A 13,993-nucleotide genomic window follows, 5' to 3' on the forward strand; every position below is an offset into this window, starting at 1 on the left:
TCCGCAGGTTCAGGCGGGGGGAGGGCCGAGGGCGTGCCAACTAACTGAAGCGGCAGGCGCGCGGAAAGGCGGTCGGCAGATCGGGAAGCCGAATCCTAGGGCATGGCAGCGCCGAGTTGGTGTAGTAGTTGTATCCATACGCAACCCAGCTGCGCACATACCTGTATAGTTCGCCAGTGCGCAGGATGGTCCGCAGGCTTCTCCGTCCCTATAATTCTTCGCACTCTGCCTAGCGCAATCCGCGCGCTTTCCCTGAATTGGTAAATCGATCTCATGCTGAAATCGCCGCAGCCGGCCAGTCGTCTGGCCTTTCCCCGCACTTTGATGGCCGGATTCATCCTGGCCGCGGTCGCCACGCTGGTCATCGCTTTTGTCAATGTACGCTCAGCGGACACCCGCACGCGTGCCGTCCAGTCCATGGACCGCGCGACCGAGTCGCTGCGGCAGCTCAGCCTGTTCAATTCTGCCCTGAAAGATGCCGAGATCGGCCAGCGGGGGTATCTGCTGACGGGCGACACCGCCTATCTGGAACCCTACGTGCGCTCGGTGCCGCTCATCGAGCAGCGCCTGGCCGTCGTGCAGGAATTCTCGCAACAGGACGCCACGCAGCGCCGGATTGCCAATGACATCGCGGGCATCACGAAGCAAAAGCTTACGGAGTTGAACAATACCGTCGAGATGCGCCGGTCGGGCGACGTGGAGGGCGCGCTGGCGGTGGTGCGGACCGATTCGGGCAAGGAGGCGATGGACCGGCTGCGCGATCTGGTCGGCGAACTCTATACGTCGCAGATGAGCCGGGTCGAGCAGGAGCGCGACGCCTGGAGCGAGGCGGCCACGACCTCGACCTACTATTCCTGGGGCGGCGCCCTGGTGCTGCTGGTTCTGATCTTTGCGTCGGCCCTCATGACCATCCGCGAGTACCGTGCCAAGGCGCGCCAGGCCTGGGTGACGACGGGTCTGTCGGGCCTGAGCATGCGGCTGCGGGGCGATCAGCGGCTGGACGAGATCGGCAGGCGCGCCCTGGACTACCTGGCCGAATACCTGAACGCCAGCGTCGGCGCGGGCTACGTGGTCAACGGCGAAGAACTCGAGCTGTTCGGCGGCTATGCGGTGCCGCCCGAAAAGCTGCCCCAGAAGATCCCCTCGGCGCAGGGCCTGGTCGGCCAGGCGGCCGTGTCGCGCAAGCTGCTGCACGTGCGCAACGTGCCCGCCGGCCACCTTGAAGTCTCGTCCGCCACGGGCCGCTCGAATCCGGTCGAGCTGGTGGTCGCACCCGCCATGCAGTACGAGCGCGTGTACGCCGTGATCGAGCTGGGCTTCAACCATCCGGTCAGCGAGGGCGAACGCAGCCTGCTGGAAGGCGCGTCCGAAATGCTGGCGTCCGCAATTCGGGCCGGCATGGACCGGTCGCGGCTGGAATCGCTGCTGGCGGAAACGCAGCGTCAGTCCGAAGAACTGCAGACCCAGCAGGAAGAACTGCGCGTCAGCAACGAGGAACTGGAGCAGCAGAGCCGCATCCTGCAGGAATCGCAGGCGCGCATGGAACTGCAGCAGACCGAGCTGGAGCAGACCAACCTCAATCTGGAATCGCAGACCGAGCAGTTGCTGCGGGTGCAAAGCGCGCTGACCGACAAGGCCCGTCTGCTGACGCAGGCCAGCCAATACAAGAGCGAGTTCCTGGCCAACATGAGCCACGAACTGCGCACGCCCCTCAATTCCACGCTGATCCTGGCCAAGCTGCTGTCCGACAACAAGACGGGCAACCTGACGGCCGAACAGGTGAAGTACGCGCAGACCATCAACGCGGCCGGGCGCGATCTGCTGGCGCTGATCAACGACATCCTGGACCTGGCCAAGATCGAGGCAGGCCAGGCGACGGTCGAGATCGAAGACTTGGCCGTCACCCCGGCGCTGCAGCGTTTGCTGGAGCCGCTGCGGCCGCTGGCCCAGGAAAAGGGCCTGGCGCTGGAGCTGGACATCGCGCGCGACGTGCCGGACACCCTGCGGACTGATCCGCAGCGGCTGGGCCAGGTGCTCAAGAACCTGCTGTCCAACGCCATCAAATTCACCGAGCAGGGGTTCGTCGCGCTGCGCGTGACCCGGGCGCCGGGCCGCATGCTGTCGTTTGCGGTGCACGACACCGGCATCGGCGTGGCCCCCGACCAGCACGAACTGATTTTCGAGGCATTCCGCCAGGCCGACGGCAGCACGCACCGCAAGCACGGCGGCACCGGGCTGGGCCTGTCGATTTCGCGGGATCTGGCCAAGCTGCTGGGCGGCTCGCTGTCGCTGGTCAGCACGCCGGGGCAGGGCAGCGTGTTCACGCTGCTGCTGCCGATGAACATGCTGGTCGTGTCGACCGCCCCGGCGCCGCGCGCGGGCGCCGATGCGTCCACGACGCTGGCGGGCCCCGCCGGCGCCATCGCCGCCCCGCCCGTCGCGCGCACCGAGCCGGCCGAACCCGCCGCGCTGGCCAAGTCTGCCGAGCCGGCCGAGCAGGAATCGGTCGAGACGTTTGCCCGAACCATTCTCGTCATCGAAGACGACGAACGCTTTGCGGGCATCCTGGCCGATCTGGCGCACGAGATGGGCTTTGGCTGCCTGGCCGCGCACACCGCGACCGACGGTCTGGCGCTAGCGGCCGAGCGGCGGCCCGATGCCATCGTGCTGGACGTCAACCTGCCCGACTTTTCCGGCCTGGGCGTGCTGGATCAGCTCAAGCGCAACCCGAACACCCGCCACATTCCGGTGCACATCGTGTCGGTGGCCGATTACGCGCAAGAGGCGCTGGTGCGGGGCGCGGTGGGCTATGCGCTCAAGCCGGTCAAGCGCGAGGAACTGGTTCACGCGCTGCACCGCCTGGAAGCCAAGTTCACGCAGAACGTGCGGCGCGTGCTGGTCGTCGAGGACGACGACCGCCAACGCGACAGCGTGCGCGAACTCCTGGCGCGCGATGACGTCGAGATCGTGCTGGCGGCCAATGCCGGCGACGCGCTGGCGCTGCTGCGCGACACCACCTATGACTGCGTGGTGATGGACCTGAACCTGCCCGACATGAGCGGCTACGAACTCCTGCGCGAAATGGCCGATCAGGAAAGCGTGTCGTTCCCGCCCGTGATCGTGTACACCGGCCGCGCGCTGTCGCGCGACGAAGAGCAGCAGCTGCGCCGCTTCTCCAAGTCGATCATCATCAAGGACGCGCGATCGCCCGAGCGCCTGCTGGACGAAGTGACGCTGTTCCTGCACCAGGTGGAAGCCGAGTTGCCGCCGCAGCAGCGCCAGATGCTGGAACTGGCGCGCAGCCGCGACACGACGCTGGAGGGCCGCACGGTGCTGGTGGTGGAAGACGACGTGCGCAACGTGTTTGCGCTGTCCAGCATCCTGGAACCCACCGGCCTGCACGTCGAGATTGCGCGCAACGGGCGCGAGGCGCTGGATGCCCTGGGCCGCGCCGGCGTCAACGGCCACCGGGCGGTGGACCTGGTGCTGATGGACATCATGATGCCGGAGATGGATGGCTACACGGCCATGCGCGAGATCCGCGCGCGTCCCGAGTGGCGCCGCCTGCCCATCATCGCCCTGACGGCCAAGGCCATGAAGGACGACCAGGAAAAATGCCTGGCCGCCGGCGCCAACGACTACATCGCCAAGCCGCTGGACGTCGAGCGCCTGCTGTCGCTGGTGCGCGTCTGGATGCGCAAGTAAGCCCGACCCGCTCACGACTCAGCGATCACGCCCATGGCCACACAGAACAAGGCGAACATCGAAGACATCGAGCAGCGGTTGCTGCTCGATGCGATCTATCACCGGTACCACTACGACTTCCGGGAGTATGCGCAGGCCTCGCTGAAACGCCGCCTGCGCACCGCGCTGGGCGAGTTCGACTGCAAGACGCTGTCGCAGCTTCAGGACCGCGTGCTGCACGAGCCCGCCGTTTTCACGGGCCTGTTGCAGTACCTGACGGTGCAGGTCAGCGACATGTTCCGTGACCCCAGCTATTTCCTGGCGCTGCGCACCGAGGTGGTGCCGATCCTGCGCACCTATCCCTCGATCAAGGTGTGGGTGGCCGGGTGCAGCACGGGCGAGGAAGTCTATTCGCTGGCCATCCTGCTGCACGAGGAAGGGCTGCTGGACCGCGCGCTGATCTACGCCACCGACATCAATCCGCATGCGCTGCGCGCGGCCGAGCAGGGCATTTTCGACCTGGAGCGCGCGGCGGCCTTCACGGCCAACCATGCGCAGGCCGGCGGGCGCAACTCGCTGTCGCACTACTACACCGCGCGGTACGGCCGCGTGGTGTTCGACAAGACGCTGCGCGAGCACATGGTGTTCTCCGACCACAGCCTGTCGACCGACAGCGTGTTTGCGGAAGTGCATCTGGTGTCGTGCCGCAACGTGCTCATCTATTTCGAGCGCGATCTGCAGGACCGGGCGCTGGGCCTTTTTCACGATGCGCTGGTCCATCGCGGTTTCCTGGGCCTGGGGTCGAAGGAATCGGTGCGATTCACGGCGCAGGCCGACGGCTTTGACGAATTTGTGGTCGCCGATCGCATCTACCGAAAAAAGGCCGACCTGTGACCAAGCGCGGACCGAACCTGCCGGTTGATGTGCCACGCGCCGACACGCCGGGCGCCGCTGCGCCGGGCGCCGCTGCGCCGGGCGCTGACGCCTCGGCCGGCGCCTGGGACGCGATCGTCATCGGCGGCTCCTCGGGCGCCATCGACGCCTTGAGCATTCTGCTGCCCGCGCTTCCCGCAGGCCTGCAGGCGGCCGTGATCGTGGTGCTGCACTTGCCTTCCGACCGCCGCAGCCTGCTCAGCGACATCTTCAGCTATCGCTGCGCCTTGCCCGTGCAGGAAGCGCAGGACCAGCAACCGATACAGCCGGGACACGTGTATTTCGGGCCGCCCGGCTATCACCTGCTGGTGGACCGGGGGCCGCGCCTGGCGCTGTCGATCGATCCGCCGGTGCATTTTTCACGGCCGTCCATCGACGTGCTGTTCCAGTCCGCCGCCGATTGCTACGGCGAGCGGCTGCTTGGCGTGCTGCTGTCCGGGGCGAATGAGGATGGGGCCGAAGGCCTGGCCGCCATCGATGCCGCCGGCGGCCACACGCTGGTGCAGGCGCCGGCGTCGGCCGCGGCGCCTGCGATGCCCGACGCCGCGCTGGCCCTGGTTCCGGCGGCAAGGGCGCTGACGCCCGACGAGCTTGCCGCCGTGTTCGCGCAGTTGCCCACAAGGCGGCTGCCCTGAAACCCAAACGCATTGACACCATGATCCCGACATCAGCCCCTTCCCACGACGACCGCATCAAGTGCCTGCTGGTCGACGACGTTCCGGAGAATCTGATTGCGCTCGAGGCGCTGCTGGACAGCGACCGTGTCGAGGTGCTGAAGGCCCAATCCGGCCCGCAGGCGCTGGAGCTGCTGCTGCGCCACGGCGACGTCGCGCTGGCGCTGCTGGACGTGCAGATGCCCGACATGAACGGCTTCGAACTGGCCGAGCTGATCCGCGGCAGCGAACGCACGCGCCACATTCCGCTTATCTTTATCACCGCCGGCTCGCGCGAACAGAACTGGCAGTTTCGCGGCTACGAAAGCGGCGCGGTGGACTTTCTGTACAAGCCCGTCGACCCTTACATGCTGCGCACGAAGGCGAACGTGTTCTTCGAATTGCACGAGCGCAAGCGCGCGCTGGCGCAGCAACTCGAAGAGCGCACCGAAGCGCTGCGGGTCAACGAGATGTTCATGGCGGTGCTGAGCCACGATCTGCGCACGCCCCTGCAGGCCATCATCATGGGCGCGACCGTGTTGCAGCGCCGGGGCGACGACGAACGGGTGTCGAGCTTGGCGCGGCGCATGCTGCAGAGCAGTGAGCGCATGTCCTGCCTGATCGAAGACCTGCTGGATGTGACGCGCATCCGCCAGGCGGGCGGGCTGACGCTGTCACCCACGGAACTGAACATGGGCGCGCTGGTCGAGCGTACGCTGGACGAGGTGCGCACCGGCTTTCCCGAGCGCCAGGTGGAGTCGCACTGCCGTGGCGATGCAGATGGCTCGTGGGACGGCCAGCGCATCTCGCAGGTGATTGCCAACCTGGTGGGCAACGCCTTGCACCATGGCAGCAAGACCGCCCCGGTGCGGGTCGAGGTCAATGGCGAAGATGCCGGCGAGGTGGTCGTCACCGTGTCCAACGGCGGCACCATTCCGCCGGAACTGCTGCCCCACCTGTTCAACCCGTTCCGCAGCGGCGCCCGCCGGCCCGGCGGGCATCACGGGCTGGGACTGGGTCTGTTCATTGCGCAGCAGATCGTGGTGTCGCATGGCGGCTGCATCAGTGCGGACTCGCGCGACGACGTGACGAGTTTCCGCGTGGCGCTGCCGCGTCAGGCGGCGCCGGCAGCGGCGCCGGTGATCGGGCGGGCGCCCGGCAACGCGACGCCGGCGTAACGCGGGGCAGGGGGGGCGATCAGCCCGGTTCACCGCGTCGCCCCGCAGTCAGGTCTTCCGGCGTATCCACATCGGCACACACCCCCGCATCATCCACCTCAAGTTCGGTGGCTCCATGCCGGGCCACCACGGCCCGCGCGCCCACATCGCCCGTCAGCGCCGCCAGCGCGGGCCAGATCGCACGCTGAAAGGCCACCGGATGGCCGCGCCGGCCGTGCCATACCGGCGCCACAATGGGATGCTGGCGCGCCGCCGCAGCCACCCGCAGGCACGTGTCCGAGCGAATCCAAGGCATGTCCCCCAGCGCCACCAGACAAGCTCCAACCGCGTGATCCGCCGTCTGCATGACGTGGCGCACGGCGGCGGCCAGGCTGTCGCCCATGCCGTCGGCATCGGGATCGGCCGTCACCACGTCGCACCCGGCCTGCGCCAGCAGCGCCGCGATGCGTTCGTTGTCCGCGCGGGTGATCGCGACGATGCGCGAGGCCGCGGTACGCAGCGATGCCACGGCGGCCATCACGACTGGCGTGCCGCCGGGCAGCGGCGCCAGCAGCTTGTCCTGCCCCGCCGCCGCGCCGGCATAGCGCCGGCCGCGCCCGGCAGCAAGCAGGATGCCCACGCAATGCGCGCGCGTGGCGTTGTCCGGATTGGTTTCGAGATCGAACATTTTCTTGTCAGGCAGGCATGGCGGGCCGGGGAGCCGGGTGACTATCATCGGATGACGAAGCCGATCTTATCGGGAAACCCTTGCCACGGGCCACGCCAGCCAGGCACACCAATTGCTGGCTGGAGGCGCTGAAATGGCAGGCCGCGGCCCGCCGGACGTTTCAAAGGAGTTCCACCCTTGGAAAATTCCATAGACATCAAGATATCCCGGCGCAATCTGCTGAAGGCGGGCGCCGCTTCCGCCACCGCCATCGGGACGACCGCCATGTCCGCCACCCAGGACGCCACGCCGGCGCAAGGCCTGACCGCCACGGTCACGCTGAACGTGAACGGCAAGTCCCACGAAATGTCCGTGGACCCGCGCACCAGCCTGCTGGACGCGCTGCGCGAGCACCTGCGCATGACCGGCACCAAGAAGGGCTGCGATCATGGCCAATGCGGCGCCTGTACGGTGTTGCTGGACGGCAGGCGGATCAACGCCTGTCTGACACTGGCCATCATGCACGATGGCCAGCAGATCACCACGATCGAGGGCTTGGGCACGCCGGGCGCGCTGCACCCGCTGCAGGCCGCGTTCGTCAGGCATGACGGTTACCAGTGCGGTTACTGCACGCCGGGGCAGATATGCTCGGCGGTCGGCATGCTGGACGAAGTCGCGAGCGGGATGCCCAGCCATGTCACCGCGTCGCTGAACGAACGCCCGCTGCTGACCCCCGACGAAATCCGCGAACGCATGAGCGGCAACCTCTGCCGCTGCGGCGCGTATGCCAACATCCTCGACGCCATCGAGGACGTGGTGGAGGGCAAGGCATGAGACCCTTCACCTACGAGCGTCCGCGGACCGACGCCGAGGCGGCCGCCAGCGCGGCGCGCGAGCCGCGCACGCGGTTCATCGCGGGCGGCACCAACCTGCTGGACCTGATGAAGATCGAGGTGGAAACGCCCGCCCATCTGGTCGACGTCAACGGCCTGGATCTGGACCGGATCGAACCGTCAGGCGACGGCGGGCTGCGCATCGGCGCGCTGGTGCGCAATGCGGACCTGGCCGCCAATGAAACCGTGCGCCGCGATTACGAGGTGCTGGCGCGGGCCCTGCTGGCCGGGGCGTCGGCGCAGATCCGCAACCGTGCGACGACCGCGGGGAATCTGCTGCAACGCACGCGCTGCCCATATTTCTACGACACCAATCAGCCCTGCAACAAGCGCGTGCCCGGCAGCGGCTGTTCCGCGATCGGCGGGGTGTCGCGCCAGTTGGCGGTGATCGGCGTCAGCGACGCCTGCATCGCCACGCATCCCAGCGACATGGCCGTGGCCATGCGCCTGCTGGACGCCAAGGTCGAGACGGTGCGTCCCGACGCCACGCGGCGCGTGATTCCCATCGCAGACTTCCACCGTCTTCCCGGACACACGCCGCATATCGAGACCAACCTGGAAGCCGGCGAGTTGATCACCGCCGTGGTGCTGCCCAAACCCCTGGGCGGCAAGCACATCTACCGCAAGGTGCGGGACCGCGCGTCGTTCGCTTTTGCGCTGGTGGCGGTGGCCGCCGTGGTGCAGGACGACGGCACCGGCCGCGTGGCGCTGGGCGGTGTGGCGCCAAAGCCGTGGCGGGTGGAGGCGGCAGAGGCGCATCTGCCGGACGGCGCGGCGCGCGTGACCGACGCGCTGCTGGCCGGCGCCCAACCCACGCCGGACAACGGCTTCAAGCTGACGTTGGCCCGGCGCGCGCTGGGCGCAGTCTTGATGGAAGCGAGGACGTGAAGCCATGAAATTCAATACTCCCGCGACACAGAACCCCATCGATCAGCTCAAGGTCGTCGGTCAGCCCGTCGATCGCATTGACGGACCGCTCAAGACCAGCGGGCAGGCTACCTACGCTTACGAACACCACGATGTCGCGCAGAATGCCGCGATCGGCTACGTGGTGGGCGCGGCGATCGCCAAGGGCGCCATCACGGCCATCGACATCGAGACAGCGCGCATCGCGCCCGGCGTCCTGACCATCGTCACCGCGCAGAACGCCGGCAAGCTGGGCAAGGGCAAGATGAACACGGCCACGCTGCTGGGCGGCCCGGAAATCCAGCACTATCACCAGGCGATTGCGTTGGTGGTGGCCAACACCTTCGAGCAGGCGCGCGCGGCCGCCAAACTGATCCGCGTGCAATATGCCCGCAAGCACGGCGCCTTCGACCTGGCCGCGCAGAAGCGGGACCATGGCGAGTCCGGCAAGCACATCCCGAAGACGGACGCCGGCGACTTCGACGCTGCGTTCGCGGCGGCGCCGGTCACGGTCGATCACACCTACACCACCCCCGACCAGTCGCACGCCATGATGGAGCCGCACGCATCGCTCGCGGTCTGGAAGGGCGACAAGCTCACGCTGTGGACCTCCAACCAGATGATCGCGTGGGGGCGGTCCGACGTGGCCAGGACGCTGGGCATCCCGAAGGAGAATGTGCGGCTGATTTCCCCGTACATCGGCGGCGGCTTCGGCGGCAAGCTGTTCGTGCGGGCGGACGCCTTGCTGGCCGCGCTGGGCGCCCGCGCGGTGGGCCGGCCGGTCAAGGTGGCGTTGCCGCGTCCGCTGATCATCAACAACACGACGCACCGGCCCGCCACGATCCAGCGCATCCGGCTGGGCGCGGGGCGCGACGGCAAGCTGACGGCGATTTCGCACGAAAGCTGGTCAGGCGACCTGCCGGACGGCCAGCCCGAAGAGGCCGTGCAGCAGACCAAGCTGCTGTACGCCGGCGCCAATCAGCGCACCGCGCTGAACCTGATGACGCTGGACCTGCCCGAAGGCAATGCGATGCGCGCGCCCGGAGAGGCGCCCGGCATGATGGCGCTGGAGATCGCCATCGACGAGATGGCGCAGGCGCTGGATATGGATCCCGTGCAGTTTCGCGTGCTCAACGATACGCAGGTCGATCCCACCGATCCGTCGCGGCCGTTCTCGCGCCGGCGCTTCGTCGAATGCCTGCAGACGGGCGCCCGGCAATTCGGTTGGGACCAGCGCGATCCCAAGCCCGGCACACGGCGCGAGGGGCGTTGGCTCATCGGGCTGGGCGTGGCCAGCGCCTTTCGCAACAACCTGGTGATGAAGTCGGCCGCGCGCGTGCGGCTGGACGCGGCGGGGCGCGTCATCGTCGAGACCGACATGACCGACATCGGGACGGGCAGCTACACCGTCATTGCGCAGACGGCCGCCGAGATGCTGGGCGTGCCGCTATCCCGCGTGGTGGTGCGCCTGGGCGATTCGGCCTTTCCCGTGTCCGCGGGGTCGGGCGGGCAGTGGGGCGCGAATAGTTCCACGGCGGGCGTGTATGCGGCCTGCGAAAAGTTGCGCGCGCTGGTCGTGGAGCGCCTGGGATTCGACGCGAAGGACGCGGTGTTCGCCAACGGCGCGGTCACGGACGCCGGCGGGCGCAGCGTGCCTTTGACGCGTGCGGTGTCGGGCGGCGAGCTCATCGCGGAAGACGCGATCGAGTTCGGCGACCTGGACAAGAAGTTCCAGCAGTCCACGTTCGGCGCGCACTTCGTGGAAGTGGCCGTGGACGCCGCCACGGGCGAGACCCGTGTGCGCCGTATGCTGGCCGTGTGCGCCGCGGGCCGCATCCTCAACCCCAAGACGGCGCGCAGCCAGGTCATCGGCGCGATGACCATGGGCGTGGGCGCGGCGTTGATGGAGGAGCTGGCGGTGGACCATCGCGCGGGATTCTTCGTCAATCACGACCTGGCGAGCTATGAGGTCCCCGTCCATGCCGACATTCCGCGCCAGGAGGTGATCTTTCTGGACGAAGACGATCCGGTGTCGTCGCCAATGAAGGCCAAGGGCGTCGGCGAATTGGGCCTGTGCGGCGTGGCGGCGGCGATTGCCAACGCCGTGTACAACGCGACCGGCGTGCGCGTGCGGGATTATCCGGTGACGCTGGACAAGCTGTTGGCGCAGATGCCGCTCGACGCTTGATGCCGCTCGACGCGTGAGGCGATGCCGCCATGCGCTATGCTGGCGCGATGACGAAACACGACTATCAAGACGCGCTGCGCCGCATCCTGGACGCGCACACGGCGTCCGCACTGCAAACGCTGGCCGGCATGTTCGCGCGATTGCCCGAGAAGGCGCGCGAAATCCAGTTCGGCATCTTTCCCGACCAGGGCGGCGAGGGAACGTTCTCGGTGGTGATCGGCCTGGAAGGGCCGGATCTGTACGTGCTGAACAAGGCCATCGAGGGCTACCGCGACCTCTTTGACGTCGTGCACGGCGAAGAGGGATTGGAGCCGCCGGTGCCCATGTTCTCCAGCGAGCCGGCGTTCTGCGTGCAGGACGCGATTGCCGACGTGGCGGCCGAATGGGTCGAGACGCTCTGGGAGCAAGGCGGCCGCCTCGCGTCGCCGTTGCCGGCGATGGTGTATGCCCATGACGATTACGGCACGGATCTGCCGCGCGCATTGTCAGGGGCATAAGCGGGTTTCGTTCAACACAGATCAAACAGTCCGGCCGTTTTTCGCCGGCGTGACATCAAGCCTATTTAGAATGCCGACGGGCGCAGACCGCCCGGCGCGCTGGCCATGCCGCGCGTCTTGAATCTCTAAAGGCTTGATCACTCATGTACCGTCATCCCCGCTTGCGCAGCCGCATCGCGCAATCGCTCCATCGTCTTTGCGCGGTGTTGCCTGTTCTTCTGCTGTCGGCGCTGCTTGCGCCGGCCGCGCACGCGCAATCTTCCGCGCCGCTTCAATGCGGACTGTATGAGTACGACGGTGGCAGAGGCCAGATGCGGGTGCTGAGTTCCAACCTCATCCGCAAGAGTGCGCTGAACGGTCCCGAGTTGCTGTACTACAAGGTCGAAAACGGCAAGCTGGGCTTCTATAACCTGGACCTCGGCCTGGACGACGAATACAAGCTTGCCCCGGACGGCAAGTCGATCGACGTGGGCTTTGAACAGGTCTATGTCCTGAAGACGCCCGCCCCGTGCGCCGCGCCCACGGAACTGCCGCAGACCAAGGTCTGGCCGCTGTGCTGGAAGGCCGGCTTGATGGAATGCCTAGACGCGTACAACGAGACGTCCGTCAAGGAACTGAAGAGCATGTGCGCGAGCGGCCTGCCGTTCGTGTGCAAGAAACTGCCGGACGCCTGGCGCGAAGCCGCCGGACTTGAACCCGGCGAAGGCGGCCAGCCCGCGCCGCTGGGCGAGGCGGCGCATAAGACGCTGCAGGCCGCGTGCCTGAAGGGCATCTCCGCCAGCACGTGCACGCTGGCGGCCGAAGAAGCCTGGATTGCGGGTCGCTACCTGGATGCCCGGCCCATGCTGCAACATGCGTGCGCGGCGCCGATCTCCAGTTCGGATGCGTGCACGCTGGCCGACAGCCTGACGCCGCTGACGGCCGAGGCGCTGGCGCAGGCCGCGCCCGCTCAACTGCCGCAAGGCACCTTCAAGCGTCCCATCGGCACGTTGCGTGAACTGGTCTTCGGGGCCGATGGCAACGTCAAGGGCACCGACTTGCCCGCCATGAAGGCACGCCTGAATGACGGCCTCGTCCGGATGCAGCACAACCAGGGCGGCGACTATGTCTTCAAGCCGCTGGGTGACCGCCTGCTGCTCGGGATCGATTACTGGAACCGTCTGGCGCTGTTCGTGCGGAACGACGGCTAAAGCCTTTCTCCATCACCCCGGCAGGCGGCGAACCTGCAGCTTGCCGGTGGCGAAGGCGAATTCGTACGCGTAGACGCCTTCGATGGCGTAGGCATCGGGGCCGTGCTGCGCGTCCTCCGCGACGATGCCGCGCAGCACCATGCGGCCGCCGGCCCGGTCCAGAACGGCGTAGGCCGTGTGGCCTTGGCGCAGACCGGCGTCGCGCAGACGGTCGGCAATGCGATACGCCTGCAACACGTTCATGCGCGGCTGTACATAGATGCCGTGGCGCGTCTTGAAGTGGTTGTCGGCTCGCAGCGCGGCGATGGCCGCGTAGCAGGCCCCGCGCAGGTCCGCTTGCCGTTCGGTCACGATGTGCGGCGCGGGCAGGGCGGCGGCATCGACCGTCCACCACGCATCGGCCCCATCTTCCAGGCTTTGCAGGACGGTTGCCGGCTCGCCGCCGATGAACTCGATCCGTCCGTGATAGCCCTTGTCCAGCACGGCGCGATACGTCGCGTTCTGCGCTGCAGGGAATAGGCTGATCGACGGTTCGGGCGTGAGGCCGGCCTGCACGATGCGGCCCATCGCCTGCCATGCCGCGTCGTCCAGCATCGCGCCGTCCTGGCGCAACGCGTCCATATCCGCAAAGACCGCCACCCGCCAGCGCGCGCTGCCGTAGATCGATGTCGCCTGCAACGAGTACGCGTGGCCCGGCAAGCCCAGCGCCTGCAATTGCGCCAACGCCGCCTTCTGCCGCGCCACGTGCTGGTCTTTTTCCTGGCGCGCGGCGTCGATGCGGCCGGTCAGGGTGGCCAGCCCCTCGTCGGGCCCCAGCCGCACCATGAACTGCTCGGCGTCGGCGCGGTCCTGCAGGTAGATGCCGTAGACGCCGTTCCAGCGGGCCAGCGGCGCGGAGGGCCGCAGCGCACGCATGCTGACCACGAGCAGGTCCGTGCCGTACGTGTCTGCAATCGTGCGTTCAACGTCGCGGATCGGGCCTTTGCCCGTGCAGGCGCCCAGCAGCGCCGTCAGCAGGCAGGCCAACGCAGTCAGCCGCTTTTTCTTGTTGGTCATTCGGAACATCTGGCGGCAAAGAGGGCGAGTGTACCCAAGCTGTCCGCGAAGCAACCGGGCGTCAGAAACAATCGCAACAATAAATGACGCCTGTTTGATCCCGGATCAACGGACGTAGGCGCTTCCCACGCTTTTGCCCGCATCACCATGTGTTTCAGCGGACAAACCG

11 protein-coding genes are annotated in these 13,993 nt (G+C 67.4%); 9 read left to right on the forward strand and 2 right to left on the reverse strand.

Going from position 1 to position 13,993, the window contains the following annotated elements:
• The first annotated feature begins 273 nt into the window (after positions 1–273).
• From RT697_RS02930 to RT697_RS02945, 4 genes are read left to right on the forward strand one after another with little or no spacing between them, the layout of a single operon-like run.
• A complete protein-coding gene (locus RT697_RS02930; RefSeq protein WP_313696914.1) occupies positions 274–3,705 on the forward strand; it encodes a response regulator in 3,432 nt (1,143 codons plus the stop codon).
• 33 nt (positions 3,706–3,738) lie between these two features.
• Positions 3,739–4,578 carry a CheR family methyltransferase gene (locus tag RT697_RS02935; protein WP_313696915.1) on the forward strand — a complete coding sequence of 280 codons (840 nt, stop codon included), beginning with the start codon at positions 3,739–3,741 and terminating at the stop codon, positions 4,576–4,578.
• A gap of 29 nt (positions 4,579–4,607) precedes the next feature.
• Positions 4,608–5,252 (forward strand): chemotaxis protein CheB, encoded by a 645-nt coding sequence (locus RT697_RS02940; protein ID WP_409517395.1) that lies wholly within the window; start codon positions 4,608–4,610, stop codon positions 5,250–5,252.
• A gap of 20 nt (positions 5,253–5,272) precedes the next feature.
• Positions 5,273–6,448, forward strand: a complete 1,176-nt coding sequence (locus RT697_RS02945; RefSeq protein ID WP_313696916.1) for a hybrid sensor histidine kinase/response regulator — start codon at positions 5,273–5,275, stop codon at positions 6,446–6,448.
• Positions 6,449–6,467: 19 nt separating this feature from the next.
• Here the strand turns inward: RT697_RS02945 and RT697_RS02950 are convergent, their stop codons facing one another.
• Positions 6,468–7,115 (reverse strand): nucleotidyltransferase family protein, encoded by a 648-nt coding sequence (locus RT697_RS02950; RefSeq protein WP_313696917.1) that lies wholly within the window; start codon positions 7,113–7,115, stop codon positions 6,468–6,470.
• Positions 7,116–7,292: 177 nt separating this feature from the next.
• On the opposite strand from RT697_RS02950, the gene paoA reads away from it, so the two are divergent.
• The 5 genes from paoA to RT697_RS02975 all read left to right on the forward strand — a co-directional run bounded on the left by paoA (position 7,293) and on the right by RT697_RS02975 (position 12,768).
• Positions 7,293–7,928 (forward strand): aldehyde dehydrogenase iron-sulfur subunit PaoA, encoded by a 636-nt coding sequence (gene paoA / locus RT697_RS02955; RefSeq protein WP_313696918.1) that lies wholly within the window; start codon positions 7,293–7,295, stop codon positions 7,926–7,928.
• Complete coding sequence (locus RT697_RS02960) at positions 7,925–8,875, forward strand: xanthine dehydrogenase family protein subunit M (RefSeq protein ID WP_313696919.1); 951 nt, start codon at positions 7,925–7,927, stop codon at positions 8,873–8,875. The genes paoA and RT697_RS02960 overlap by 4 nt, the downstream gene beginning before the upstream one ends.
• A gap of 4 nt (positions 8,876–8,879) precedes the next feature.
• Positions 8,880–11,081 (forward strand): aldehyde oxidoreductase molybdenum-binding subunit PaoC, encoded by a 2,202-nt coding sequence (paoC, locus tag RT697_RS02965; RefSeq protein WP_313696920.1) that lies wholly within the window; start codon positions 8,880–8,882, stop codon positions 11,079–11,081.
• Between the two features lie 47 nt (positions 11,082–11,128).
• Complete coding sequence (locus RT697_RS02970) at positions 11,129–11,578, forward strand: DUF6389 family protein (RefSeq protein ID WP_313696921.1); 450 nt, start codon at positions 11,129–11,131, stop codon at positions 11,576–11,578.
• 143 nt (positions 11,579–11,721) lie between these two features.
• Entirely contained in the window at positions 11,722–12,768 is a 1,047-nt protein-coding gene (locus RT697_RS02975) for a hypothetical protein (protein ID WP_313696922.1), read from the forward strand.
• 12 nt (positions 12,769–12,780) lie between these two features.
• Here RT697_RS02975 and RT697_RS02980 read toward each other — a convergent pair whose 3' ends face one another.
• Positions 12,781–13,824 (reverse strand): hypothetical protein, encoded by a 1,044-nt coding sequence (locus RT697_RS02980; RefSeq protein WP_313696923.1) that lies wholly within the window; start codon positions 13,822–13,824, stop codon positions 12,781–12,783.
• Between the last annotated feature and the right edge of the window lie 169 nt (positions 13,825–13,993).

Source organism: Achromobacter sp., from assembly GCF_032113835.1.
GTDB lineage: Bacteria > Pseudomonadota > Gammaproteobacteria > Burkholderiales > Burkholderiaceae_B > Achromobacter.